Consider the following 20,138-nt stretch of genomic DNA (forward strand, 5'->3'; position numbering starts at 1 on the left):
CTGGCGCACGAGAGGATCTGTAAGTGCCGACCGGGGTACACCTTCGTGACGCGCGGCAGCAGTTGTTCGACGCCGCCGAACGCGTGCTGCTGCGGGATGGCCCGAACGGGCTGACCAGCCGGGCCGTCACCGACGAGGCAGCCTGCGCCAAAGGCGTCCTGCACCGGCACTTCACCGACTTCGACGCTTTCCTCACCGAGCTCGTGCTCGACCGGGCCGCACAGCTCGAAACGCAAGCACATGGGCTGCGCGAGACCGTCGGCACGGGCACCGTGACCGATAACCTCACCAGCGCGCTGACCACCCTGTTCGGACCGGTTCCCGTGGCGATCATCCCGCTCATCACTTTCCGGGACGAGTTGCGCGCGCGGCTGCGACAAGCCACGCCCGGAGGCGGCATCGCGATCCTCGCCCAGGTCACGACCGCAGTCTCCGCTTACCTGGCCGACGAGCGCGCAATGGGCCGCATCTCGGCCGACGCCGACATCGACTCACTCACCCTCTCCTTGGTCGGAGGCGGGCATCTCCTGTTCGCAGACCGCGACCCCGACCCGCCGACTACGGCAACCGTCAACAAGCTGGTGACCACGGTGCTCGCCGGCGTCGTGCAACGGCGGCCAGGCTGACCTGACTTGCAGCCCGCAATGGTCCGCGCCGAGAAGAGGCCTCGGCATCGGCTGTCGCCGGGCGCAAGCAGGCTGGTAAGCCCGGCGATCGCCTCACCCGCAGCAGCCTCGGCAACAGCCGGGCCCGCATCCCAGTACACCGTCTCCAGCACGAACTCCGCGCGGGCGGCGCCGCGGCGGCGGACCTTGGGCTGGGCCCCTTCGCCTTCACCGGGCACCGGCAGCCGGCCAGGTCCAGGTGGCGGTGTTCACGCTCTCAACCCGCATGTCGGCCCAGTGCCTATTCGTGCGTCGCGGGGCACTGAGTCGGAATCCCGAGGTTCACCGGTCCACGCATTCACGCGAAGTCGATTTGGTCAATCTTGGATCCGGCTCCGGCCAGGCAGACAACGAAGTCCTTCGAGTTCGCCGAGCCACCCTTCCCTCTCCGCCTCGGCGATGCGGTCGAGAAGGTTGTCGCGGATCTCCGTGAGCCGACCCCGCTGGGCAAGATCGGGGCGCAGGAGGGAACAGCGGACGCAGGCTTCTCTGAACTTTGGAGCTGTTCCGCCCGCTCCGCCTGCCGCCTCGGTACTGTGGCTTCGCATGACCGACACCGAGATCGAGATCACCGCAGACCTGGTCCGCGAGCTGCTGCAGGAGCAACATCCAGACCTTGCAGGGCTGGCCATCCGCGAGGTGGCGGGAGGCTGGGGCAATCAAATGTGGCGCCTCGGGGACGAGTTGGCCGTGCGCATGCAGCGGATGGACCCTACCCCGGAGCTCCAGCTCAAGGAGCGGCGGTGGCTACCCGTGCTGGCCCCGCGCCTGCCGCTCCCGGTGCCGACCCCGGTGCGGTTCGGCGAACCGTCCGAGCGCTTCCCCAAGCACTGGACCGTGATGACATGGGTTCCTGGCGAGCCGCTGGACCACAGCTCGATCAGCCGCGGCGCCCACGCGGCCGACACGCTGGCGGGCTTCCTCCAGGCGCTCCATGTGGAAGCGCCCGTCGAGGCGCCGACCACTACGGACCGCGGTGCCCACCCCAGGAACTGCACGGACGGCTTCGAGAACTTCTTCCAGGCCGTTGCCCCCGACGACATCGCTGCCGACGTCCGGGCCGTCTGGGACGACGCCGTTGCGGCCCACGCATGGGAGGGCCCGCCGGTGTGGGTGCACGGCGACCTCCATCCCGCGAACGTCGTCGTCTCGGACGGAACACTCTCGGGCATCGTCGACTTCGGTGACATGTTCGCCGGCGATCCGGCGTGGGACCTCGCCGCCGCATGGGTGCTGCTACCCGCGGGCACGGCCTCACGGTTCTTCGACATGTACGCGCATGCAGACGAGGCGGCGATCCGGCGCGCCCGCGGGCTGGCCGCTATGAAAAGCCTCTTCCTGATGCTCATGGGGCAGAACGGAGATCGGGGCCTTCCCGGCGGCAAGCCGAACTGGGGACCCGCAGGCCGGGCGGCACTTGATCGTGTTCTGAAGGGCGTTTGACGCACGCTTCTTCGAACCCGTTCTCGATCTTGGTTGATGGCCATGCGGCAGCCCACCTTCGTGGGTTCATCGATCACCACGCGTGGTGGGGACGCCAAGGCCCACGACCGTATGCTGCCCGTGGCCCCGGTCGAGCCGGCGGAGCTTCTCCTCGGCGCCAGCCAGGCTGACCTGGAGACCTTCGACCTCGCCGAGCCAGCCTTCCGTCTCGGCTTCGGCGATTCGGGCGATCAAGTTGTCGCGGATCTCGGCAAGCCGTGTTCGTTGGGCGGGGTCAGGTCGCCCCGTCCAAGACCGACACCGAACGACTCCTGCTGGTCAGCCCGGAACTCGCCGACGTCCTCAGTGCCATCATCAGCCGTCTGCGCGGGCCCAGCAGGGCAATACCGCTGGTGGCCGCCTACGACGTCCGAGAGAGATCTGGAATCCGCCGATGCCGCTGCTGTTCCAGCGCGACATCGGCTCCGAGCACCGCGCGTTCACGCCGACCGCGATCCGGAAACTGCTGATCAATGCCCTGACCGGCACCGGCTTGACGAACGCTGACGGCGAGGCTCTCACCTTCTCGCCCCATGACTTCCGAAGGATCTTCGTCACCGACACCATCATGAACGGCCTGCCGCCGCATATCGCCCAAGTGATCTGTGGTCACAGGCACATTGACACGACAATGGGTAAAAAGCGGTCTACCCCGCCGAGACGATCGAGGCCCATCGCGCGTTCATCACCCGCCGACGAGCTTCTCGCCCCAGCGAAGAGCACCGAATCCCGACAGAAGAGGAGTAGGACGCTTTCCTCGCCCATTTCGAGTAGCGGAAGGTGTCCATCGGCACCTGCGCACGCGCCTTCGGAACTCCGTGTGTCCATGAGCCCGCTTGTGTCAGATGCTCACTCCTGAGACCAGACCCCACCCAACAGGCACGGCTCGTCGAAATCCGCGACAACCTCATCGCCCGCATCGCCGAGGCGGAGCCCGTGAGGGCTGGCTCGGCGAGGTCGAAGGCCTGCGGGTTAGCCTGGCCGGCGCCGAGGACAAGCTCGGTCAGATCAACCGACGGGAACAGACGGCCCCCACCAGCCTCGGCATGCCTACGACCAGGAGCACGGACCGTGAGTAGCGACGCAGACCGAGAAGACCTCGGGCGCGACCCGAGCACGTGGACACTCGACCAGCTGCAGACGTTCATCCAGAACGCCCGTGGTCAGCAGCTTGAGACAGCACGCGTCGCCGCGCAGGGACATGCCTACGACTCCGCCCACCCACAAGAAGCCCGCGGCCAGTGGGCGAAGCTGTCGTTGCTCGCCAACCGGCTCATGCTCGCCGACGGCGAGGGACACCTGACGCGGGTACAGCAGGACTTCATGCTCCGGATGTGGGTGATCGACAGGCTGGGTCCCGACGACACGGACCCCGACTGGAGCCCCGAAGCGCTGGCGGCCGACACGCTTGACGCACTGACGATCACGCCCGCACAGGCTGCCGCCCTTGCCGACGGATGGCGCGACCTGGCCATCGAGCAGATCTGCCGGCTTCGGTGGCACAAGAATCTGACGGCCCATCTAGAGACTCTGCTCGGCTACCTGGCACCTGGACGCACCCGCGATCAACTGTTGGCCTGGGCCTCTACCCGCAGATTGCTGCCCTGACCGGCGAGCCAGAACCAGGGCATCCCAGCGGCCAGGGTTCAACCCGAAGTTCAGAGAAGCAAGCGTGCTCATGAATGCATGGGGTCCCGAAGGCACGTGCGCAGGTGCCGATGGACACCTTCCGTTTCTCGAAGTGCGCGAGGAAGGCGTCCCACTCTTCTTCAGTCGGGATCCGGTACTCCTCGCTGGGGCGGGCGGATCGACGCCGGGCGATGAACGCCTGGTGGGCATCGATCGATTAGGCGGGAAGGACCGCCTTGTATCCGATCGTGGTGTCGATGCTCTTCTGCCCGCAGATCACCTGGGCAATGTGCGGGGGTAGGCCATTCATGATGGCGTCGGTGACGAAGATCCTTCGGAAGTCGTGGGGCGAGAAGGTGAGTGCTTCACCGTCGGCATCGGTCAAGCCGGTGGCGGCCGGCGCGTTGATCAGCAGCTTTCGGAGCGCGGTTGGTGTGAATGCGCGGTGTCCGGATCCGATGCCTCGTTGGAACAGCAGCGGCATCGTCGGGTTCCAGACCCCCTCGCGGACGTCGTAGGCGGCCACCAGCGGAATCGCCCCGACAGGGCCGCGCAGTCGGCTGATGATGACGCTGATGAGGACGCCTCCATGCGGGCGCTCATCATGTCGATCCCCCGAGGACGGCTCTGGGCGACAAGCGGGGGAGTTTTCCGGCGTCGTGCCGAGGCTCACCTTCAGCCAACCGGGCTCGACATCACTGGGACGAGAACGATGACCGGCCCGGCCCCGTCCAAGATGCCTGATACGGCCGCCTCCGGCACCACTGGGCCGCAGAACCTGAGCGAGGGTGCGAGGGCAGGGGCGACCACGGAAGGCTCGGCCAGCCGCTCCGGCAGCCTGGCTACGACTGGCAGCCAGGGCATCACGAGTCTGACCCGCTGGTTACGGGAGCTGTTGTCCTGGGCTCCCTTGCCGTGGCCACCGCTTTTCGATTCCACTCACGCAGCCGGTGACCGGGGCGAACTCTCAAATCCCCGAACGAGGACGAGAGAAACCCGGGGATTTGATTCAGGCGATGAGAGGGGGCTGCGGGGGGCTTTCTGGGAAGCTCACCTCGTGTATTCGGGCGAGCCGGTAATCTGATGCAGAGTTAGCAAAAGGTGACCCTGAGCTACCAGGATGCGAGTGTCGAAGCCATATCCGATGCAGGAAAAGGTGCACCTTCTCGGGGGAAGGTGCTCCGAGAGGGTCGGGGTGCCGGTAACAACGACGCCGTGAACACCGTTGCGGCGTTGAGTTTTCTGAACAACGAAGCCATTGGGGAGGAGGGCACATGGGGGCGGCACGTCACACGTGGTGGAGATGGCTGGCGCTGACGGTGGTGGCCGTGGGGGTGGCGGTCACCATAGCCGTTCGGGCGGGAACCGGGGAGGTGGACCCGGGCGGGTTGGCGGTCGGGCTGGTCAGCCTGGTGCTGGCGATAGTGGGCCTACACCAGGCGACGCGCTCCCAGGCCTGGCAGGACACCGACACCGCCGGACTCGCCGACCGCCTCGCCGTCGACATCAGGAAACGCGAGGAGGAAGCCCGCCAGAGACTCCTCGGCGGCAGCGACCGCACCATCAACGTCGAGTTCACCTTCCTCCCCTCCCCCGCCCACCACGCCACAGGCGCAGCACCCCACGGCACGTTGGAGGAAGCCGCTACCTACTACCGCGCTCTTCGGCCCGGCCGCCTCGTCATCACCGGCGCGCCCGGGGCCGGCAAGACCGTACTTGCCCTCCATCTCATGCTGCTCCTCCTCGCCGACCGGGCGCCGGGCGGTCCCGTTCCTGTACGCCTGTCGTTATCCACCTTCGACCCCAGCAGGAACAAGCTCGAGGACTGGCTCGCCGAGCATCTCGCCCGTACCTACCGGCTACGCCCCACCGCAGCAGCCGCCCTCGTCGCCGCCCGACTGGTCCTCCCCGTGCTGGACGGGCTCGACGAAATGGATGCTGGTGATACTCCCGGTCACGGCTCCCGCGCTGCAGCCGCTTTGGAGGCTATGAACACCTACCTCCACGGCATCACCAAGGGCCAGCTTGTTCTCACCTGCCGCAGCGCCCCCTACGTCGCTCTTGGAGAGGCGGATCAGTGGGCACAGGACGCCTCCCGTATCAACATCGCCCCCGTCAGCCTGGCCGCGACCGAGGCGTTCGTCACCGGCCGCGCCCGCAACCCGGCCCGCTGGGAACCCGTTCTGAACGCACTCCGCGCCGCCCCGGCCAGTCCACTGGCTCGGGGCCTGTCCACACCCTGGCGGCTGACCGTAGCCCTCGCCGTCTACGACGAACGTCACCCCGACGGTAGCTGGGTCCGTGATCCCGTGGACCTCCTCAAGCCCACCCTGCAGTCCCCCGAGCAGATCCGAGACCACCTGCTGGATCTGTACGTCCTCACCGCTTCCTCGACAGGCGGCACGACAGCGCCCTACACGCGGCTTCAGGTACGCACTTGGCTGACAGTCCTCGCCCGCTACCTGCACACCAACACCACCAGCGCCGGCGAAATGGCCGGACGGCGTCTATCAGGCACCGACCTCGTACTCCATGAACTGTGGCCGCTCACCGGCCACCGCCGCGCCCGCACCGTCCACGTCCTACTGACCCTCGCGCTGTGGGCCACCGCTGACCTACCTGCCGCCCTGCTCGATAGCTGGAACGTGTACGCAACGAACGTGACGCTCATGGTGGCGGGCAGTCTTCTCGTCGGAATCCCTCCCTGGCCCGTACCGTCGCGGCTGGAACGAGTAACTGCCAGAACCCCTGCTGGAAGACGCCAGTTCGTGAACGGGCTTGTGGGTGGGCTCTTCTGGGGAGCGCTCGTAGTCGTGGTCGGCATGGGGCATGTGGTCGGGCTGGTGATCGGGCTCGTTTACGGATTGGTGGTAGGGCTCGCTGGTGGAGCGATGGTCGGAGTCGGGCTGGCGGGCGTGCTCTCGGACGCACCCGAAGTTCGCAGGTCACACGGAAACGCGTCGCCGCGCGGCATGGTGCGGGACGACCTCGTGACCGGGTTCGCGACCGGGCTTGTGGTCGGACTCGGTTTCGTCCCTTTCTATTGGTTCGCCCTGGGCCCCGTGTTCGCGCTCGGGGCGGTATTCATCTACATGCTTCTGTTCGGTCTCGGCGGCGGACGTGTGCTCGCGATCCTTTACCACCGCCTGTTCAGATGCGGTTACCGGGGTGCGCTCGACTCGCTGTTCAGGCCCTGGCGTGCGTTCGGCCCCCTGTTCAGGACCGGCGCCGGCCCAGCCCTCGGCGCCGCAGGTGTCCGCTACATAGCTTTCCTGCTCTGCACCCGCCCCTGGTGGTCCAACCAACCACTGCCCTGGCGCCTCGGCCGTTTCCTCGACTGGTGCTGCGACGTGGGTCTGACGCGCACCGCCGGGATCGCCTACCAGTTCCGCCACCGCGAACTCCAAGACTTCCTCATTCGCAGCCACATCCATCACGACCCGCTGAACCACCCCGCTTCTGCAGCGTTGTCGGCTCCGGTGGATGGCGGGCGACGGCAGGGCTGATAATTTTCCTGTCGCTCTACAAGGGCCGGGCGGCGAACAAGTTCGGGATCCTGACCGGCCAGATCATCGCGGTCGGCACTCCGCAGATGGCGTGGCTGCTCGGTACGTCGGTGGTGGTGCTGCTGGCTCTCGCCCTCGTCTGGAAGCCGCTGGCCTTCGCCAGCGTCGCCCCTGAGGTGGCCGAGGCCCGGGGCGCGCCGGTGCGTGCCGGTGCGTGCGCTGTCCCTGGCGTTCATGCTGGTCCTCGGCCTCGCGGTGGCCCTGTGCGTGCAGATCGTCGGGGCGTTGCTGGTGCTCGCGCTCCTGGTCACCCCGGCGGCCGCCGCCGCGCGCCTCACGGCGTCCCCGGTGCTGCTGCCGGTGCTGAGCGTCGTCTTCGCGCTGTGCGCGATGGAGGGCGGCATTCTGCTCGCGCTCGGCAGCACGATCCCCATCAGCCCGTATGTCACGACCCTCGCGTTCGTCATCTATCTGGGGTGCCGGCTGGCAACGGCACGGCGTGCCGCCCGTACGACAGGCACCGCGCTCGGCTCTCCCCGGGACAGCGTTCCAGACGCACACTTGAAGGAGCCGGTACGGAGGGAAGGAGTCCTTATGCACCCCGTCGCACTCGCCGGCGCCGCGGCGGGACGGCTGGCTCACCACGCGGTCTCCGGAGTGGTGGGGGCCCTGATCATCAAAGGCGCCGCTAAGCGACTCCCCCAGGCAAAGCCCGCCGCCCGCAAGGCAGTTGTCGGAGGTCTGGCCGGTGGAATCCTGGCCGGCCGCTGGCTGGCCTCGGCCGCGGAGGAAGCCCGGCTCAAGGCCGGTGATGTCCTCGCCTAGGCCCGTACGTCGCTGGGCGAAGAGGTCCCGCCACCCTCCGCGGTGGCCACCGAGGGCCATGAGCACGACCATGGGCACGAGCACTACTGACCATGTCCGATGTGGTCGTACGCTCCGTGGCCGGTGGCCGGGCCCGGCTGACCGTTCCCTGGGTGCGGGCGCGCCCCGGCAGCGCAGGGCTGGTCGATGAGCGGCTCATGGGCGTGCGGGGCTTCCGGGCGCTGCGGATCTTCCCGCGCACCGGCAGCGTCGTGATCTGGATGGCGCCGGATCTCCTGGACATCGACCGCCTCGTCGCCGCGCTCGACGAGGCCCCGCCCACGTCCACGCCCGCCAAGGCCACCCGCTCCGTCCCCGACTCCTCCACCGGCGAACTGGCCCGGCTGGTCGTCGGAGGCGCCGTCCTCGCCTTCGTGGCACTACGCCGCCTGCTGCGCCGCCCCCGCATCACCGCAGGCTCGTCCGGCCTCCTCGGCGCGATCACCCTCTTCACCGGCCTGCCCTTCTTCCGCGGCGCCCTGCGCTCACTGCGCGGCCGAAGCCACCCCGGAACCGACATCCTCGTCACCGCGGCGACCGTCATCTCACTCGTCCTGCGCGAGAACGTTGTCGCCCTCGCCGTCCTCTGGCTCCTCAACATCGGCGAATTCCTGCAGACCCTGACGCTCCGCCGAACCCGGCGCGCCATCGAGGAGCTGCTCACCATCGGCGAGGAACGCGTCTGGCTCGTACGGGACGAAGGCGCGGACGGCGCCGGGCGCGTCGAGACCGAGGTGGCGCTCGACGAGGTCACGCCCGGCGATGTGGTCGCCGTGTACGAACACCACCGCATCCCGGTCGACGGGCACGTCGCCACCGGCGAAGCCCTGGTCGACCAGGCCGCGATCACCGGCGAGGCGCTGCCCGTCTACGCCCGCGCCGGGGCGGAGGTCTATGCCGGAACCATCGTCACTTCCGGTTCCCTGACCGTCCGTGCCACGGCCGTGGGAGCGGACACCACCGTCGGCCGGATCATCAGCCGGGTCGAGGAGGCGCAGTCCGACCGGGCGCCGATCCAGACCGTCGCCACCCGCTTCACCCAGCGCTTCGTCCCCGTCTCCTTCGCGCTGGCCGCGCTGACCTACGTCGTCACCCGCGACGCCCGCCGCGCCATGACGATGCTGCTGATCGCCTGCCCCTGCGCGGCCGGACTGGCCACGCCCACCGCCATCAGCGCGGCCATCGGCAACGGCGCGCGCCGCGGCACCCTCATCAAGGGCGGCACCCACCTGGAGGGCGTCGGCCGGGTCAGCACCGTCGTCTTCGACAAGATCGGCACCCTCACCTACGGACACCCCCTGGTCACCAGCGTCGTGACCCTCAGCGACCGTCACACCGCCAACGAAGTCCTCAGCCTGGCCGCCTCCTGTGAACTGCACGCCCGCCACCCCCTCGCCCAGGCCATCGTCGCCCACACCGAAGAACAGCACCTCCGCGCGCCCCTCCACCAGGCCTGCGAAGTCGTCCTCGGAATGGGCATGCGCGCCGAACTCGACGGCACCCGGCTGCTCGTGGGCAGCCCCGCGCTGCTGCGCCAACACGGCGTCGAGCTGACGCAACAAGCACAGGGCTGGACCGAGCAGTTCCGCGGAAGTGGTGAGACCGTCATCTGCATCGCCCACGACGACGAACTGATCGGCCTGCTCGGCGTCTCCGACGCCGTACGCTCCGGCGCCGGCAGCGTCATTCAGCAGCTGACCGACCTCGGCGTCTCACGCTTGATACTGCTCACCGGCGACGCGCCCGAGACCGCGCAGGTCGTCGCCGACACCCTCGGCATCACCGAGGTCCACGCACACGCCCTGCCCGAGGGCAAACTCCAGCTGATCCGCGATCTGCAGACCGAGGGCCACACGGTCGCCATGGTCGGCGACGGCACCAACGACGCCCCCGCCCTGGCACTCGCCGACGTGGGGATCTCCATGGGCGCGCACTCCTCCCACGTCGCCCTGGAAACCGCCGATATCGCCCTGCCCGGCGACGACCTGCGACAGGTACCCGCCGTGGTCGAACTCAGCCGCCACACCCTGCGCGTGGTCCGCCAGAACTACGGCCTCGCCATCGGCGTCAACCTCCTGGGCCTGGTCGCCGGCGCCGGCGGCTCCATCAACCCGGTCCTCGCCGCCCTCCTCCACAACACCAGCAGCATCGCCGTCGTCGCGAACTCGGCCCGGCTCGTCAACCACACACCGCACCTGCCCCAGACCACCGATGACATGCTGACAGCCGCCCCGTTGGAGGACCGCCGGGTGCGCTGACCACCGCCCGAAGTGGGGGTCGACGCGGACACCGCCTGAAGTGGGGATCGACGCGGACACCGCCGCGATCCGTCTGCGGCGGATGCCGGGCGTGTTCCCGGTCGGTCGCGTGCTCAACGCGAAGACGGGGCCCTCGCAGTTGACCGGCGGCGTGATCTGGGGGGGGCCGGCGCGGCCCTTGAGGAAGAGGCTGTGGTCGACCCGCGACCCGGCGGCCGCCGGTATGCGCGTGCGCGACTTCCCCATCACGATCGAGAAGGTGTTGTCCGGGCTGCCGCCGATGGATGTATGACTCCGTGAGATCGGGGGAGGGTGTCGGTTCGCCGACCCTCAGGCGGCCTGACCAGCAAATTCACCGTGTCGGACGCTGTGGGCCGCGAAGGCCGGCGGGCGACCGCCGTGACTGCCACGCCATGTGAGGGTGTCGTCAGCTCTCAGTAGAGGCCGCCCTCCCGATCATGCGTAGCAAAGCATGACCATCACCCATAAGATGGGCATTACTGGCGCACTGACGTGCCGGGACAGGCACGTGAAGTCGGTGTGGCAGGGCGATCGACTCGGGGACGGGATGCCTATGGATCAGGCCGCCAGTCCAGCGCGGGCCGTCATCCTGACTGTGGACGACGACCCGGGCGTGTCGCGGGCTGTCGCCCGTGACCTGCGGCGACGCTACGGCGGGTCGTACCGCATTGTGCGCGCGGAGTCCGGCGAGTCCGCCCTTGCCGCCCTGCGCGAGCTGAAGCTGCGCGGCGGCCCCGTCGCGGTGATCGTGGCCGACTTCCGGATGCCGAAGATGAACGGCATCGAGTTCCTTGAGCAGGCCCTCGACATCTACCCCGGCGCCCGGCGGGTGCTGCTGACCGCGTACGCGGACACCGACGCGGCCATCGACGCGATCAACGTCGTCGACCTCGACCACTACCTCCTCAAGCCCTGGGAGCCGCCCGAGGAGAAGCTCTACCCCGTCCTCGACGATCTGCTGCAGGCCTGGCGGGCCACCGATCACCGGCCGGTGGCCGTCACCAAGGTCGTCGGGCACCGCTGGTCGGCGCGTTCGTCGGCCGTACGGGAGTTCCTGGCCCGCAACCAGGTGCCGTACCGCTGGTACTCGTCCGACGAACCGGAAGGACAGCGGCTGCTGTGCGCCGCGGGCCAGGAAGGCCGGCGGCTCCCGCTGGTGATCACTCCGGACGGCACGGCCCTGATAGAGCCCGAGGACCAGGAGCTCGCCGACCGGGTCGGCCTCGCGACGACCCCGGCGACCGACTTCTACGACCTGGTCGTCATCGGCGGCGGACCGGCCGGTCTGGGTGCGGCGGTGTACGGGGCCTCCGAGGGCCTGCGGACCGTCCTCGTCGAGCGCTCCGCCACCGGGGGCCAGGCGGGCCAGAGCTCGCGCATCGAGAACTATCTCGGTTTTCCGGACGGAGTGTCCGGGGCACAGCTCACCGACCGGGCCCGGCGTCAGGCGGCGAAGTTCGGTGCGGAGATACTGACCGCGCGCGAGGTCACCGGGCTGGAGGTCAATGGCGCCTCGCGCGTCGTCCGGTTCTCGGACGGCTCCGCCGTCGCCGCGCACGCCGTGATCCTCGCGACCGGCGTGTCGTACCGGCAGCTGGAGGCACCCCGGGTGACCGAGTTGACCGGCTGCGGAGTGTTCTACGGCTCGGCCCTGACCGAAGCGGCCGCATGCCAAGGCCATGACGTCTACATCGTCGGCGGCGCGAACTCCGCCGGTCAGGCCGCGATATACCTGGCCCGGAGCGCCAAGTCGGTCACCGTACTGGTGCGCAGGTCTTCCTTGGCCACGTCGATGTCGCACTACCTCATCCAGCAGGTCGACGAGACGCCCACGATTTCCGTGCGCACCAACACGGTCGTCGACGCCGCCCACGGAGCGCATCAGCTGGAGCAGATCACCCTGCGCGACACCGCGACCGGCCACACCGAACTCGTCGACGCCCAGTGGATGTTCGTCTTCATCGGCGCGGCCCCGCTGACTGACTGGCTGGAGGGCACGGTGCTCCGGGACTCCCGCGGGTTCATCCTGACCGGCCCCGATCTGACCGCGGACGGGCGCCCACCGGCCGACTGGGAGTTGGACCGGCCGCCCTACCACTTGGAAACGAACGTCCCGGGCGTGTTCGTGGCCGGAGACGCACGCGCCGAGTCCGCCAAGCGTGTCGCTTCCGCAGTAGGAGAGGGAGCCATGGCGGTCATGCTCGCCCACCGATACCTGGAGCAGTCATGAACAGCCGGCCGATGCCGTGCAGCCAGGAGGAACTCGGCTCACTGTTCCTGTTCGAGAAGCTGGCCCCCGAACAGATCGCCCGGCTCTGCCGCGAAGGCCGTGTGGAGGAGTTCGCGCCCGGGCCCGTGTACGGGGAGGGCGACGACGCCACATGCTTCTACGTGCTGCTCGAAGGGACCATCGTGCTCTCCCGCCGGATCGGGGACTACGACGTGGAGATCACCAGGAGCTCCAGCCGCGGGGTGTACGCGGGAGCCTTCCAGGCCTACCTGGGTGACCGCCTGCGGCAGGTGTACAACAGCTCCCTGCGTGTCATCGAGCCCGCACGCTTCTTCGTGCTGCCGGCGGAGACCTTCGCCGCGATCATGCGCGAGTGGTTTCCCATGGCCGTGCACCTGCTGGAAGGTCTCTTCTTCGGTACCAAGAGCGCCCAGGAGGCCGTCGGCCAGCGAGAACGGCTCCTGGCTCTCGGATCGCTGTCCGCGGGGCTGACCCATGAACTGAACAACCCCGCCACCGCGGCCGTGCGCGCCACGTCCGCGCTCCGCGAGCGTGTTGCCGGGATGCGCCACAAGCTCGGCATCATCGCGGCGCGCCCGTACCGGCGGGACAGTCTGGAGACACTCATCGACGTCCAGGAACGCACGGCCGAGCGCGTCGCCAAGGCCACCGCCCTGAGTCCGCTGGAGGCCTCCGACCGGGAGGACACCATTGCCGACTGGCTGGACGACCACGGCATCGGGGACGGGTGGCAGCTCGCGCCGACCTTCGTACAGGCCGGCCTCGACACCGACTGGCTGGACCAGATCGCCGCAGTCGTGGACGAGGACACCCTCGAAGGTGCCGTGCGGTGGCTCAACTACACGGTCGAAACGGAACTGTTGATGAACGAGATCGAGGAGTCGACCAACCGCGTCTCGGCCCTGGTCACCGCGGCCAAGCAGTACTCGCAACTCGATCGGGCGCCCTTCCAGGTCGCCGACGTACATGAACTGCTGGACAGCACCCTGCTGATGGTCTCCGCGAAGATCGGCCCCCACATCACCGTCGTCAAGGACTACGACCGCAGCCTGCCGAAGATCCCGGCCTACCCCAGCGAGCTCAACCAGGTATGGACGAACCTGATCGACAACGCCGTCTCGGCGATGAACAGTACGGACGCAGAGGGAACGTTGACCGTACGAACCGCGCGTGATGGGGACCATCTACTCGTCGAGTTCTGCGACACCGGTCCCGGAGTCCCCGCGGAGATCCGCGACCGGATCTTCGATCCCTTCTTCACCACCAAACCGGTGGGTGAGGGCACAGGGCTCGGCTTGGACATCTCCTGGCGCATCATCGTCAACAAACACCAGGGGGACCTGCGGTTCCACTCCTCCCCCGGCGACACCCGGTTCCAGGTACGCCTCCCGCTGGCCTCACCCGACTCCCCTCCCCCACAGGAGCCCTCATGAGTTCCCCGAACGGAATCGATCCCTCGGTCCCGCCCAGCGGAACCGGCTGCGCCGAGTGCGACGTCGCCGGCGGCTGGTGGTTCCACCTGCGACGCTGCGCACAGTGCGGCCACATCGGCTGTTGCGACGACTCGCTCGGCAAGCACGCGACGTCCCACACGCGGGCCACCGGGCACCCGGTGATCCGCAGCTTCGAACCGGGCGAAACGTGGTTCTACAACTACGAGACCTCGGAGATGTACGCCTCGGGCCCCCACCTGGCTCCCCCTGAGAGCCACCCGGCCGATCAGCCCACCCCCGGCCCCGCGGGACGAGTCCCCAAGGACTGGGCCGACCGCCTGGGATAGGCAGAAGGGCCCGAGATCTCATCGCGCGGCGGCCTGGGCCGACCTGCCAAAGCGCCCAGCCTGTCGCTTCAGCCGTGCGTGGGCAGGGGCGGAAGGCGCAGGTGCGCGAGGTCATCGGGGGGTGGGCTGGTGTGGGGCCACATGGGGGTGATGTCGGCGTCGGCTTCGGCGGTCGCGGGGGCATCGGTCAGGCGCATGCGCTCACGTAGCCTGCCGTAGAAGTCGGTTGGCCCGAGCCGTACGACGCGCAGGCGCTGCGGAGCCGCGTAGACACCGATCCAGTCCCCTGGATCCAGGACGCCGCGCAACTGACCGTCGACGCTGACCGCCGCGCGGCCGGAATGTCCCAGGACCCGTAGTGCGACGGCTTCGTCGGGTGCGGCAACTACCGAGCGGTTGAAGGCCATGTGCGGAGCGACAGGGGTGAAGACGATGGCGTCGGCCCGGGGGGAGATGACGGGGCCGCCGGCGGCGAAACTATAGGCGGTGGATCCGGTGGGCGTGGCGACCAGGACAGCGTCGGCGGAGTAGGAGGCGAGCAGCCGGCCCGCGAGGTACACCCCGAGGGAGACCTGCCGGTCGCGTGCCAGTTTCTCCAGGACGATGTCGTTGAGAGCCGTCACGTTCAGGGCCATCCCCCAGTCCCGGGCGACGGCACACTCGGGGCGCACCGACGGAGGCGGTAGCGAGGGACCCCGGCCGTAGCGCAGGAGGGCCTCCATGCCCTCGGGGATTTGCAGTGGACAGGACGCCCGCATCGTCAGCATCAGGCGGGTCTCGACGTTCACTTGGCCGCGATGGACGCTGTCCAGTGCGCACTCGACATCGTCGGCCGGAACCTCGGTCAGAAAGCCGAGGGTGCCCAGGTCGACACCGAGGACAAGCGCATCGTTCTGCGCGGCCAGGCGTGCTCCGCGCAGGAAGGTGCCGTCTCCTCCGAGCGTGACGATCAGGTCGGGACTGCCGGCCGCACCGACCTCTTCCCGCGCATCTCGCCGCAGTTCCTCCTGGCTCCACACGTCGATGGCGACGCAACCGACGTCCTGGCGTTCGCACCACCGTCGGACGACGTCGGCGGCCGCCACAGCGCCGGGACGGCCTCCGTGGACGACGACGCCCACCCGTTGCACGCTCACTCAGCGTCCTTTCCATCCGGGTGCTCGGTTCGCTCGCCGCTGTGGGAACACCCGTTCCGGACGGTCGCGGGCTTCGCGTCCCGTCTGGCGACCATGTGCCACGAGCACCATCACCGCATAGGGCCGACCATGGACGCCCACTCCGTGAGCGGACCGGCCCCCGCCCTGACGCGCCATCCCGGATTTCAGCGAACCGAAGGCCGATAGACCGAAGGACGATAGCTCGCATATAGGGATGTTTGCATTCTTAAGGCATCTTAGCGGGCACCCCTGGTCTCCATTGGGGCAGCAGCTCATGCCAAGCGGCGTAATTTCCCAACTGAGAGCCCGCAATCGCGCTGCGGCCCGCCACGGTGATCAGCTCGCATGAGTGGCAGGGGCTCGCGGTGTGTGCCGCTCAGCGTCGCCATAACCAGCCTCGTGACCGCCTGGCCTGCGACAGCCCCGTAGACCGCACGGGGTCATCAGGGGCCGATACGCTCAGTAGCGACGTCTTTCCGGTGAACGTCGTTGCGGGCGGTGTCCGGGTCGTTGTCGCTGAGTCCGGCACAGCGCTGACCGCAGCCGGCCCCCACCGACCGGCCTGCGCCGTCGCGTTGGCGGCGATCCGGAGCGGCACTTAGCGTGGGAGGGGACCGGCGGTTCGCACGCAGGGCTAGGTGGGGCCGCGCGGCCGGACCGCCCTCGACGTGGAGGACCGGGATGGCATCTGTCTCCTTCCTGCTCGTGGCCGTGATCCTCACCGCCCTGGCCTTCGACTTCACCAACGGGTTCCATGACACCGCCAACTCGATGGCCACCTCCATCGCCACCGGGGCGCTGAGCCCCCGGGTCGCCGTCGCCGTCGCGGGTCTGCTCAATCTGGCCGGCGCCTTCCTCTCCACGGAGGTAGCCAAGACGATCTCGGGCGGCATAGTCCAAGACAGCGAAGTATCCCTGGTGATGATCTTCGCCGGGCTGATCGGGGCGATCCTGTGGAATCTGGTCACCTGGCTCCTCGGGCTGCCCTCAAGCTCGTCCCACGCCCTGTTCGGCGGGCTGATCGGCGCGGTGTGGGTGGGGGCGGGAGGTTCCGCGGTGCGCTTCGGAGCGATCATCGAGAAGATCGTGATCCCCGCGGTGGCCTCGCCGGTGGTGGCCTGCGTGGTGGCGCTGCTGGCCACCTACCTCGCCTACATGATCACCCGGAGGACCTCGCGCCGCGCCGTCGGAAAGGGCTTCCGCGCGGGACAGATCGGGTCGGCGTCCCTGGTGGCGCTGGCGCACGGCACCAACGACGCCCAGAAGACGATGGGGGTCATCACCCTCGCGCTCATCTCGAGCGGGGTGCTCAGCCATGGCGCGGGGCCGCCCTGGTGGGTGGTGCTGAGCGCGGGCCTGGCGATCTCGCTGGGCACCTACGCGGGCGGCTGGCGGATCATCCGGACCATGGGCAAGGGACTCACCGACATCCAGGCCCCGCAGGGCTTCGCCGCCGAGACCAGCGCGACCGCGGTCATCCTCGCCTCCTCGCACATGGGCTTCGCACTGTCGACCACCCAGGTGTGCACGGGCAGCATCCTCGGCGCGGGGCTGGGGCGCAGGCTGGCACACGTGCGCTGGGGCGTCGCCGGGCGGATCGCGGTGTCCTGGCTGCTGACACTGCCGGCCGCGGCCGCCGTGGGAGGCGTGGCGGCGTGGGTGGCCGGTCGGGGCACTGTGGGGGTGGCCCTGGTGGCGGGCGTCGCCGTGGCCGCCGCAGCGGCTTTCTACGTGCTCTCGCGCCGCCGCCCGGTGAATTCGGAGAACGTCAATGAGGTGCCGGCGAGCGCCGCGAAGCCCACGGTGAAGCCGGCCGCCTGAGCCGGTCCGGCCGGGCGCGCTGTCGTCGGGGAGAGTGCAGAGGAAGGGGAAGCGGGATGGTCATCAACTGGGGCACTCTCGGTGGTGTCTTCGGCGTCAGCCTCGGGATCACCGTGGTGGTGGTCGTGATGTTCTCGCTCGGACTGGCCGCGTGGGCCCGCGCCGGACACGGAGAGCCCGCCCCCGGCACGCCCCCGGGTCGGCACCAGAAGGTGGCAGCTGTCACGGCCGTGCTGTGCTTCGCCGCCTGCCTCGCGGTCGCGGCCTACGGGATCGACCTGATCGTTCCCGGCTGACTCCGACGCTGCCACTCCACTCGCCAGGTATCCGAGATGCCCTGCCCCCGGACCCGGCCCCGGCCCCGGCCCCGGGGAGATGGCGCCACCAGCATGTGTGGGATACGGACTCGCTGCGTTGGTCGTGCTTTGGCTGGAGGAGCAACGGCTCTGACAGCCGGGATTGCCGCCGGGGCGAGGAGCGGTGCAGCACCCACCCCTCTGCTGGGCAGCCGGGGCCACAGCATGCTGCGCCGACAGGCCGTCTCACGGACGCCAGGGCCCCGGGACGCGGCGAGCGGTCGCCGCATGGGTCTCGGCCCAGCGTCGCATGGAACGGTAGAGCGTGGACGTGATGGGCTCCGCCCTGTGCGTCACCTCAAAGGGTTCGGTGATCGACAGATAACTCTGGTACGCCTGGAAGGCCGTGACGCGCATGAGCTGTGCCCGGTCCAAGTACTCCCGTGCGAAGGACAGATAGAAACGGTTCCACTGGTCCGCCGACACATAGCGCAGCTGCTCAAGCCCCGGCACACCGTTCTCCGCTCGGCGGCGGCCTTGGACCATTCGTAGGTGTTCCGGTCCGCGTCGAATGACGTGGGCTCCACCCTGCCGGTCAGTCCGGTCGCGTAGGAGGACGACAGATGGATGAGGCGAGTGCTCTCGTCCATCCATTTCAGCAGGGCACGCAGCGGAGCCACATTCGCCTGCTCCGACTCCTCGGCCGAGAGGTGCCAGCGGGTGTCGGCAGCGCAGTGGACCACCGTGTGCCAGCGGACGCGCAGCGCGTCGGGCGGCTCCTCGGTGCCGATGCGCCAGGCGAACTGACGCGGGGAGCTGCCGCCACGGCTGCTGACCCCATATGCCTCATAACCCGTCGCGGTCAGCCGGCGCATCACGGTGCCGCCGACCGCTCCGGTGGCACCCGTGACGAGAATGCGTGCGGGAGGGGCCACGAGACGACGAGCCGCCTCTCGATGGCCCCCGGCATTGGCGGTGGCGGGCTGCTTCGTCCACGCCGGGGACGGTCTTGGGCGACGCGCCGTACGCGGAGCGCTCATCGCGCTCGTGCCCGCCACCGGCCTTCGGGCTGGCGTACACCGCCCTGCTGGTCGTCGCTGTCCGGCTGCTGAGCCGTGGTCTGCGCCCCGGCTGGTATCCGCTGCACGGCCGGATCGGCTGGCAGGCCTGGACCGTCAGCCAGCTCATGGACCTGGCCTGAGGTTTGCCGTCACGGTCCCGGCGCCGACGGAACCGTGACGATCCAGGCCCACCAAGGCGGCGATGCGCGGGACTCCTCAGCGCAGGCGGTGTGGCGATGACGCTGCTCGGAAGCGAGGATCGATACTCACTCAATGCGAGTGTTTTAGACGCATTTGGCAATGCTGGAAGCCTGACGCAGGAGGAGATCCCGGTGGAGCTGAACCTGACGGACAAGGTCGCCGTTGTCACTGGAGGCAGCAAGGGCATCGGCCTGGCCGTCACCGAGGCACTCGGCCGTGAGGGCGCGCGCGTGGTTGTCGGCAGCCGCACCGAAACGGCTGAGCTGGCAGCCCTGCGCAAGCGGTACGACATCACCTTCCACCCCGTCGATCTGGCCGACGCCGACGGCGCCGACACGCTGGCCCAGAAGGCAGCGGACCGGCACGGTCGGATCGACGTGCTGGTCAACAACGTCGGTGCCACCAACCCACGCTCCGGCTTCCTCGACGTCGATGACGCAGCATGGACGCATGCCCTCAACATGACGTTCCTGAGCGCGGTGCGCGCCAGCCGTGCCTCGTTGCCACACTTGCTGGCCCACGGCGAGGGGGCCATCGTCAACATCAGCTCGGTCAATGCCCGGCTGCCCTTCCCCATGGTGGTGGACTATTCAGCCGCCAAAGCCGCCCTGAGCAACCTCACCAAGGCTCTGTCAGAGGAGTTCGCTCCCCGTGGCGTCCGCGTCAACTCCGTCGCCCCCGGCCCCGTACGCACCCCGTTCTGGACTGCCCCCGGCGCCTTCGCCGACACCGTCGCGGCCAGCGCAGGCGGCACGGCACAGGAGGCCCTGGACCAGGTCGTCCCCCAGCAGATGGGCATCTCCACCGGACGCATCACCGAACCCCAAGAAGTGGCCGACCTCGTTGTCTTCCTGGCCTCCCCGCGCGCCGGCAACATCACCGGTGCCGAATTCGTCATCGACGGCGGCCAGACCAAGACCACCTGACTTACGGCCCGTTCGGGACGGCACCTAGGTGGTGTCTCACCGATCGCGGAAGGGGGCGCAGCGACCACCAGCGTTCCCAGGGGTGACCCATACGTCAATCGCCATCAGTGATGCTGCAGCCACGCAGCGCCACCGTCGCACCCAGGAACGCACGGACCGGCGTGCACCGTGCGCCATATCGCCGCAATCTGGACGCATGGCCTATCGGTGCGCGACGAAA

17 protein-coding genes and 3 pseudogenes are annotated in these 20,138 nt (G+C 68.8%); 14 read left to right on the plus strand and 6 right to left on the minus strand.

Features of this window, described 5'->3' with window-relative positions; translation table 11 throughout:
* The first annotated feature begins 23 nt into the window (after window positions 1-23).
* Both NUT86_RS00890 and NUT86_RS00895 read left to right on the plus strand, forming a co-directional pair.
* Complete coding sequence (locus tag NUT86_RS00890; RefSeq protein ID WP_274732704.1) at window positions 24-626, plus strand: TetR/AcrR family transcriptional regulator; 603 nt, start codon at window positions 24-26, stop codon at window positions 624-626.
* Between the two features lie 585 nt (window positions 627-1,211).
* Window positions 1,212-2,108, plus strand: a complete 897-nt coding sequence (locus NUT86_RS00895; protein ID WP_274732705.1) for an aminoglycoside phosphotransferase family protein — start codon at window positions 1,212-1,214, stop codon at window positions 2,106-2,108.
* Window positions 2,109-2,174: 66 nt separating this feature from the next.
* On the opposite strand, the gene NUT86_RS00900 is transcribed toward NUT86_RS00895, so the two are convergent.
* Together NUT86_RS00900 and NUT86_RS00905 are read right to left on the minus strand one after the other, a co-directional pair.
* The gene (locus tag NUT86_RS00900; protein WP_274732706.1) at window positions 2,175-2,342 is read right to left on the minus strand and encodes a hypothetical protein; all 168 of its coding nucleotides are present in this window, start codon (window positions 2,340-2,342) and stop codon (window positions 2,175-2,177) included.
* Between the two features lie 166 nt (window positions 2,343-2,508).
* The gene (locus tag NUT86_RS00905; RefSeq protein WP_266437934.1) at window positions 2,509-2,760 is read right to left on the minus strand and encodes a hypothetical protein; all 252 of its coding nucleotides are present in this window, start codon (window positions 2,758-2,760) and stop codon (window positions 2,509-2,511) included.
* A gap of 458 nt (window positions 2,761-3,218) precedes the next feature.
* Here NUT86_RS00905 and NUT86_RS00910 point away from each other — a divergent pair, with 458 nt between their 5' ends.
* Entirely contained in the window at window positions 3,219-3,755 is a 537-nt protein-coding gene (locus NUT86_RS00910; protein WP_266437930.1) for a hypothetical protein, read from the plus strand.
* A 238-nt stretch (window positions 3,756-3,993) separates the two neighbouring features.
* Here the strand turns inward: NUT86_RS00910 and NUT86_RS00915 are convergent, their stop codons facing one another.
* The gene (locus NUT86_RS00915) at window positions 3,994-4,449 is read right to left on the minus strand and encodes a hypothetical protein (protein WP_274732707.1); all 456 of its coding nucleotides are present in this window, start codon (window positions 4,447-4,449) and stop codon (window positions 3,994-3,996) included.
* A 601-nt stretch (window positions 4,450-5,050) separates the two neighbouring features.
* Between NUT86_RS00915 and NUT86_RS00920 the strand changes: the two genes are divergently transcribed.
* The 7 genes and pseudogenes from NUT86_RS00920 (at window position 5,051) to NUT86_RS00950 (ending at window position 14,456) form a co-directional block, all read left to right on the plus strand.
* Window positions 5,051-7,282, plus strand: a complete 2,232-nt coding sequence (locus NUT86_RS00920) for an NACHT domain-containing protein (protein WP_274732708.1) — start codon at window positions 5,051-5,053, stop codon at window positions 7,280-7,282.
* Window positions 7,282-7,819, plus strand: a pseudogene (locus NUT86_RS00925) (metal ABC transporter permease); the annotation flags it as partial. The gene NUT86_RS00920 and the pseudogene NUT86_RS00925, both read left to right, overlap by 1 nt.
* A gap of 380 nt (window positions 7,820-8,199) precedes the next feature.
* Window positions 8,200-10,404, plus strand: a complete 2,205-nt coding sequence (locus tag NUT86_RS00930; protein WP_274732709.1) for a heavy metal translocating P-type ATPase — start codon at window positions 8,200-8,202, stop codon at window positions 10,402-10,404.
* A gap of 40 nt (window positions 10,405-10,444) precedes the next feature.
* On the plus strand, window positions 10,445-10,696 hold the full coding sequence (locus NUT86_RS00935) for a hypothetical protein (protein ID WP_274732710.1): 252 nt from the start codon (window positions 10,445-10,447) through the stop codon (window positions 10,694-10,696).
* Between the two features lie 282 nt (window positions 10,697-10,978).
* A complete protein-coding gene (locus NUT86_RS00940) occupies window positions 10,979-12,655 on the plus strand; it encodes an FAD-dependent oxidoreductase (protein ID WP_159492383.1) in 1,677 nt (558 codons plus the stop codon).
* Window positions 12,652-14,109 (plus strand): ATP-binding protein, encoded by a 1,458-nt coding sequence (locus tag NUT86_RS00945; RefSeq protein ID WP_266437915.1) that lies wholly within the window; start codon window positions 12,652-12,654, stop codon window positions 14,107-14,109. The genes NUT86_RS00940 and NUT86_RS00945 overlap by 4 nt, the downstream gene beginning before the upstream one ends.
* Window positions 14,106-14,456: a UBP-type zinc finger domain-containing protein gene (locus NUT86_RS00950; protein ID WP_266437912.1), complete on the plus strand. Its 351-nt coding sequence runs from the start codon at window positions 14,106-14,108 to the stop codon at window positions 14,454-14,456. The genes NUT86_RS00945 and NUT86_RS00950 overlap by 4 nt, the downstream gene beginning before the upstream one ends.
* 68 nt (window positions 14,457-14,524) lie before the next feature.
* Here NUT86_RS00950 and NUT86_RS00955 read toward each other — a convergent pair whose 3' ends face one another.
* Complete coding sequence (locus NUT86_RS00955; RefSeq protein WP_159492023.1) at window positions 14,525-15,592, minus strand: NAD(+)/NADH kinase; 1,068 nt, start codon at window positions 15,590-15,592, stop codon at window positions 14,525-14,527.
* Between the two features lie 702 nt (window positions 15,593-16,294).
* Between NUT86_RS00955 and NUT86_RS00960 the strand changes: the two genes are divergently transcribed.
* Together NUT86_RS00960 and NUT86_RS00965 are read left to right on the plus strand one after the other, a co-directional pair.
* Window positions 16,295-17,434, plus strand: coding sequence for an inorganic phosphate transporter (locus tag NUT86_RS00960; protein ID WP_159492021.1), 1,140 nt, complete (start codon window positions 16,295-16,297; stop codon window positions 17,432-17,434).
* A 56-nt stretch (window positions 17,435-17,490) separates the two neighbouring features.
* Window positions 17,491-17,730 carry a hypothetical protein gene (locus NUT86_RS00965; protein ID WP_274732711.1) on the plus strand — a complete coding sequence of 80 codons (240 nt, stop codon included), beginning with the start codon at window positions 17,491-17,493 and terminating at the stop codon, window positions 17,728-17,730.
* A gap of 246 nt (window positions 17,731-17,976) precedes the next feature.
* Here NUT86_RS00965 and NUT86_RS00970 read toward each other — a convergent pair whose 3' ends face one another.
* Together NUT86_RS00970 and NUT86_RS40420 are read right to left on the minus strand one after the other, a co-directional pair.
* Window positions 17,977-18,243, minus strand: a complete 267-nt coding sequence (locus NUT86_RS00970) for a hypothetical protein (protein ID WP_274740774.1) — start codon at window positions 18,241-18,243, stop codon at window positions 17,977-17,979.
* 68 nt (window positions 18,244-18,311) lie between these two features.
* A pseudogene (locus tag NUT86_RS40420) lies at window positions 18,312-18,770 on the minus strand (NAD-dependent epimerase/dehydratase family protein); the annotation flags it as partial.
* On the opposite strand from NUT86_RS40420, the pseudogene NUT86_RS00980 reads away from it, so the two are divergent.
* Together NUT86_RS00980 and NUT86_RS00985 are read left to right on the plus strand one after the other, a co-directional pair.
* Window positions 18,697-18,928: pseudogene (locus NUT86_RS00980) on the plus strand (hypothetical protein); the annotation flags it as partial. The pseudogenes NUT86_RS40420 and NUT86_RS00980 overlap by 74 nt on opposite strands.
* A 195-nt stretch (window positions 18,929-19,123) precedes the next feature.
* On the plus strand, window positions 19,124-19,918 hold the full coding sequence (locus NUT86_RS00985) for an oxidoreductase (protein WP_159492017.1): 795 nt from the start codon (window positions 19,124-19,126) through the stop codon (window positions 19,916-19,918).
* Window positions 19,919-20,138 lie beyond the last annotated feature (220 nt).

It is taken from the genome of Streptomyces sp. G7(2002) (assembly GCF_028870195.1).
Lineage (GTDB): Bacteria > Actinomycetota > Actinomycetes > Streptomycetales > Streptomycetaceae > Streptomyces > Streptomyces nigrescens.

What these genes read in the sequence shown, in the direction of transcription:
- NUT86_RS00965 (WP_274732711.1), top strand. Translation starts at nt 17,491, where the DNA reads ATGGTCATCAACTGGGGCACTCTCGGTGGTGTCTTCGGCGTCAGCCTC.
- NUT86_RS00920 (WP_274732708.1), top strand. Translation starts at nt 5,051, where the DNA reads ATGGGGGCGGCACGTCACACGTGGTGGAGATGGCTGGCGCTGACGGTG.
- NUT86_RS00930 (WP_274732709.1), top strand. Translation starts at nt 8,200, where the DNA reads ATGTCCGATGTGGTCGTACGCTCCGTGGCCGGTGGCCGGGCCCGGCTG.
- NUT86_RS00950 (WP_266437912.1), top strand. Translation starts at nt 14,106, where the DNA reads ATGAGTTCCCCGAACGGAATCGATCCCTCGGTCCCGCCCAGCGGAACC.
- NUT86_RS00960 (WP_159492021.1), top strand. Translation starts at nt 16,295, where the DNA reads ATGGCATCTGTCTCCTTCCTGCTCGTGGCCGTGATCCTCACCGCCCTG.
- NUT86_RS00895 (WP_274732705.1), top strand. Translation starts at nt 1,212, where the DNA reads ATGACCGACACCGAGATCGAGATCACCGCAGACCTGGTCCGCGAGCTG.
- NUT86_RS00945 (WP_266437915.1), top strand. Translation starts at nt 12,652, where the DNA reads ATGAACAGCCGGCCGATGCCGTGCAGCCAGGAGGAACTCGGCTCACTG.
- NUT86_RS00940 (WP_159492383.1), top strand. Translation starts at nt 10,979, where the DNA reads ATGGATCAGGCCGCCAGTCCAGCGCGGGCCGTCATCCTGACTGTGGAC.